Source organism: Rhodoferax sp. UBA5149 (genome assembly GCF_002413825.1).
Classification (GTDB): domain Bacteria; phylum Pseudomonadota; class Gammaproteobacteria; order Burkholderiales; family Burkholderiaceae_C; genus Rhodoferax.
Genome location: NZ_DHXT01000088.1, coordinates 63,354 through 67,226 on the forward strand (window position 1 = coordinate 63,354; position 3,873 = coordinate 67,226).

The 3,873-nt window shown below is 57.4% G+C and carries 3 protein-coding genes and 1 pseudogene; 3 read left to right on the forward strand and 1 reads right to left on the reverse strand.

Features of this window, described 5'->3' with window-relative positions:
• The 3 genes and pseudogenes from B3V69_RS07715 to B3V69_RS07725 all read left to right on the forward strand — a co-directional run.
• Positions 1-304: pseudogene (locus B3V69_RS07715) on the forward strand (polyphosphate kinase 2); the annotation flags it as partial.
• A gap of 170 nt (positions 305-474) precedes the next feature.
• Positions 475-645: a hypothetical protein gene (locus B3V69_RS07720; RefSeq protein WP_296445323.1), complete on the forward strand. Its 171-nt coding sequence runs from the start codon at positions 475-477 to the stop codon at positions 643-645.
• Between the two features lie 140 nt (positions 646-785).
• Complete coding sequence (locus B3V69_RS07725; protein ID WP_296445325.1) at positions 786-2,318, forward strand: exosortase/archaeosortase family protein; 1,533 nt, start codon at positions 786-788, stop codon at positions 2,316-2,318.
• Positions 2,319-2,367: 49 nt separating this feature from the next.
• Here the strand turns inward: B3V69_RS07725 and B3V69_RS07730 are convergent, their stop codons facing one another.
• Entirely contained in the window at positions 2,368-3,693 is a 1,326-nt protein-coding gene (locus B3V69_RS07730) for a hypothetical protein (RefSeq protein ID WP_296445327.1), read from the reverse strand.
• Between the last annotated feature and the right edge of the window lie 180 nt (positions 3,694-3,873).

Genomic DNA, 3,873 nt, shown 5'->3' on the forward strand with positions numbered 1-3,873 from the left:
TCTGGCCGACCCGCTCAAGCGCTGGAAGCTCAGCCCCATTGACCTGCGGGCAAGGGAAAAGTACGCCGACTACGGCCGCGCGCGCGATGCGATGCTGAAAGCCACGAACACCGCGCAGTCACCGTGGGCCCTGGTCGATTTCAACGATCAGCGGCGCGGCCGCCTCGCAATGATCCGCCACCTGCTCGATCACATCCCGGAGCGCCAGGTGCCCGAGAAATTGATCGAGTTCCCGTCTCTGGGCCACAAGCCGTTGCACGAGAGATTTGGCACGCCACTCAAGCGCATCGCGGCGCTGCGTTGAAAAGCGATCATTCACTCATGCATTGCATGTCGTACGGCTAGACGAGTGGCCGTGCCATATCGGATTGATAGTTTTCGCATAGACCCTTGTTTTCTATAAAAAAATGCGCTGGCACAAATGATGCGTCACTCGGCGGCGTGAACTGATTTTTTTCAAAACAAGGAGTCAACATGAAGAAGCTGGCAGTTAGTATTTTGGCGATTGTGGCGGCGAGCGCTGCCATGGCACAGATCGCCGACGGTGCCGTTGCATTGCCCATGGAATCAGGTGGATTGCTTGCCCTGACTGTTGCTTGTCTGGCGGTGGGAATCCGGATTGTGCAACGCAAGCGCAATCGCTAGACGAACATTTGACGGTGAGGTCGCGGCGCTCGTTTGAAGACGAGCAACGATGCTGGTCAGTTGCTTGAATAGCCAGCCCCTTCGCGCTACGTGCTAGGTGGTTAAGCTATTTTGACCTGAACCAAAAAGCGACAGCGACCATGGACCGGTCTTATCCTGAGCGGATCCCTGCTAATCCAGCCCGCGCCGCAATGATGCAGGATTGGAGGCGCGCCTTCGTTGGCGCGGGGGTGGGCTGCGTGTTGGCACTGGCGGTCTTGTGGCCGACTCTGCTGAGCCTTCCGACTGCCTGGCAAAACAACCAAGCCTATCAATATGCGTGGCTTGTCATACCCATAGTCGTGTATCTGCTGGGCTGGCATGACCGACAGGCAGCCGTTGCCGCTCGCCCACGACCCGATTACACCGGCGTCTTCGTGGCGGTCTTTGCTGCAATGTGTTGGAGCGCAGCGGACTTGATGAACATCGATGTCGGTCGCCAATTGTCCGTGGTTCTGGCCGTGCAGGGTGTAGTGATGTCAACGCTTGGCTGGCGTTCCTACTGGCGGCTGGCCCCAGTTTTTGGTTTGCTGTTTCTGATGGTTCCCAGCGGGGACTTCCTTCTGCCGGCCCTTCGCATTCTTACGGTCAAGATGATCGAGGCATTCGCAGTGGTCGCCAATCTACCCCATAGCGTCGATGGTTTTGTCGTCTCCATTGGAGAGCGCAAATACATCGTGCTCGATGAATGTGCCGGACTGCCCTATTTCATGCTGGCAACTTTCTTGGGATATTGCTTCGGTCTATTGCTGTATCGGTCCGTGTTAAAGATCGCAGCCCTGTCCTTGTTTGGGGCATTTATTGGAATTCTTTCAAACGGACTTCGTGTCAACGCGATCGTCCTGATCGACTGGATGCAAGGCTCCCAAATGCCGCTGACTGCCCACGGCAACATCCAATGGGTCGCATTGACAGTGGCCCTCGGATTGCTGTTTTTTGTATTAGGCAAATTGGCGGCTCATGCGCCGGTTCTGGCGCCCGACATCGCAGGTCCTGAAGAGCGCAATCTTCTGCGTCAGTTTGCGCCTGTCGTCGCTGGTCTGTCGGTGCTGCTGATTGCGGGTACGGTTATCTCGTTAGCGCCGAGAGCGCCCCAACAGCCGCGCGCAGCCCAAGTTGGCAGCTTGCCTCAGAACTTGGCGGGCTGGGAGCTCGCGTCCCCTGCCGCGGTTTGGTCGGTCGAGCAGAAACACCACACCGAGTCGTTGGCCCTCATCTATCGCCACGGTGGGCAAAACCTGGATATTTTGATCGTCGAAACACTGGCGCCCGATGCAAAACTGCAGGAGTCTGACCTCGCGCCTGGCGAGAGAAGCCTCTGGCATCAGAACAAGATCCAAGAGCAATCAAGCTGTGTCGCTTCTGACTGCTTAAGTCTGCTGCATACCACTTGGAAAAATGAAAAAACGGCGGAGATTCGCCATGTCTATTCCACCTATAGCCTTGGCAACTTCACGACAAATTCAAAGTTTGCATTACGAGCAGCGCATGGCTGGGACCGACTGACCGGAGGCCGCCGCAGTTCGCGAATAATTCGTTTTACGCTTAGCATGGCCGCTACCAACGCCGCCATCGACGACCTGGCCGCTGCATTCCGATTGATTCAATCCGCGTTGAACGCTGGCAACCGATAATTGACTGACTTCAACTCGCCAGTCGACCCCGTGGCCGAAAGGCCACCCGCTATGGCAACAATGCGTTGCGTCTGACCTTGATCATTGCCGAAACGCAGTGCGCCCCAAGGTCCACCTGCGTTTTTGGCAGGTTGGTTCCTTCGAGGAAATTCCCAGCGAACTCGCTCATGCGCGGGGAAATCAAGCGGGCGTTTACGAATAGCAGTCCACGCTGACCCGTCTTGATTTGCAGCTTCTCGGCCTTGTCCATTTCTCGTGCGATCCAGGCCCGAGCCCGATTCGCCAGGTCGCTTGAGCCGGCGCCGCTGGCGACCAGGGCTGCGAGACCGTCCGCTACGCCTTCGGCGAGGGAACAGGTGTTGTCGTTAGTGGCCATCGCCTTACGCTGAAGCACTGCGCTCATCTGCGCGATCACGAATCGAAGGAACCTCGGATCCCTGGTATCCCGGTACCGCGCCGACGCAGCCATCGTGCCCCAGTGGAAAAAATCAAGCTGGAACTCCCCCCCATAAGACGCCAACAGATCCGCATCGGCGTCAGCCAAGGCAGATGCGGCGCGGGAATCCTGTGGAAATGCGCGGTGGTACTCGGCCAACGCTAGCCAAGTTTCTCCGTCATAGTACGGGGCGTGGTCAATCGAGGTTGGGAGTTGCCGAAAGCCTACGCCCGGAATCCGCAGATCGATCAGGGCCTCAAGCCACGCGCGGCGGCTGTCAGCGAAGCTTGAATCCCCGGTGGCCTTCGAGTACCAGAGCTCGGTGATCAGCGCCAGAGCCGTGGCCCCAATGTGCGCTTGCGCGTAATCGCTGTTTGGCGAAAGCACCAGACCAGCGCCTTGCTTCTCGTAAAGCAGACCGAAGCGTTCGAGCGAAGCGCGCAGTTTATAGCGCCCGACGGGCAACGACAGCACGCGACCAAGTTCGATGAATGTCTGCAGTTCACTCTTACCAATGGGCAGAGAATGGATGCGCAAAGCCGCAAGCAACTTGCGCACAGGCTCGCGCGCTCGCGGGTCTCCAGTCAGCAGTTGATAGTCGGCAAGCACAGCGCCAGCGAGGGCCTGGCGGACCAGTTGCATGGCGGATATCGTGTCTTTCTCGGACTCGGTGTCTTCCAGGAAATCGAAGCCGTAGGCGAACAGTCCAGATGGTTTTTGAGAAGTCGTCCAGCGCTCGATCGTCAAGGCCATAGCGGCCGGATAGTCAACAGGCGCCGCCATTGCCATGGGGCTGACGAGCATGCCGATCGTGACCGCAGACATCAACGTGCTGGCTCCAAGACAATGTCGGCGACCCCATCCTCTGAGCCAGGTGAGGTAGCGCTGATGGCAAGAAGTCAGGAAAAGGAACTGCGTTGCGCAAGAAAATGACAGCATGATTTTCTATTTAGTATGCCTCAACCAAAAGGCGACTTTTTCGTGCCTCAAATGAGATGCCACGACTTGGCGGCGGCGGCGAGCGAAAACCGTGCAGATAAAGCAAGTAGGTGGTAGGCATGGCGCCTGGCGAAAGAAGCCTTTGGCATCAGAACAGGATCCAAGAGCAATCAAGCTGTG